General features: G+C 55.1%; 1 pseudogene. It reads left to right on the top strand.

The features are described 5' to 3' along the window. Window positions 1-573: 573 nt before the first annotated feature. Window positions 574-997: pseudogene (locus ACOJB8_RS41125) on the top strand (transposase); the annotation flags it as partial.

The following is a 997-nucleotide window of genomic DNA, read 5'->3' on the forward strand; positions in this document are numbered from 1 at the left end:
ATAGCGATCAAAGGAGGTTTGCACGAGAGCCGTCTGCGACGGCACCGACTCCCAGTCCATTGAACCATTGAAGTCCTACCGAAGCTGGACAAGGGCCGTCCGGAAGATGAACCCCTCTTCTGCATGCAAACATGCTATGTATCTGATTTGACTTCACGGTTCGCTCGCAAACGGCCCGCTCACTCATGCGATGAGCCGACTGCAATGATTGCTGTTCGGCGCTTGATTGGTGCTGGATCAATGCCGGGTGTGGCACAGCTGCACAGATGGCGGAAGCATCATTCTCGTCGTTCTTGCCGCCGACCACAAAGGGTTTCACATATTGTGTCGGCAGCAGTCGAACCGTGTGCCCCCTGCGAGATAAATTCCAGAGCCCAGAAGTGCGAACCGTGACGGTGTTCGATGCCGATCAGGCTCGGTTCCAATCTCGAAAAGAACTTGCGCAGCTGCGGAAGTTTGCGCAGCTGTATCGGAGCAAGATCTGCGAACAGGCAAGGATGGTGACGTGGCCCCGGTGGACAAGTGGCCCTATGGCGTGTTCACGCTAATATCGTTTGATCGTCCACTCTGGCGATGGAAATCACCGAAGCCCAATATCAACGGATCGAGCATTGTCTGCCACGACAGCGTGGCAACAGTCAGTCCGACGAACCTGCAAGTGCAGTGCGATCTTTATGTCGCCGAGCACGGCTGCAAGTGGCGTGGACTGCCGAAGCGCTTCGGTAGATGGCATACGATTTACACGCGGATGAACCGCTGGTCCAGAAGTGGCGTGCTGCGTCGCGTGTTCACGGAATTGCAGCGTGCACAGATCGTTCGCATCAGGATCGACGCGGTTTCGCTGGATAGCACTATGGTAAAGGTTCATCCTGATGGCACCGGTGCGTTAAAAAACGGACATCAAACAATCGTAAAGTCCCGAGGCAAAGGGAATACCAAGATTTATATGGTTGCCGCGGATGCTCGAACAGCCATAACGTTCGCGTTGTCTGCCGGC

The organism is Paraburkholderia sp. BR10141, from assembly GCF_056155635.1.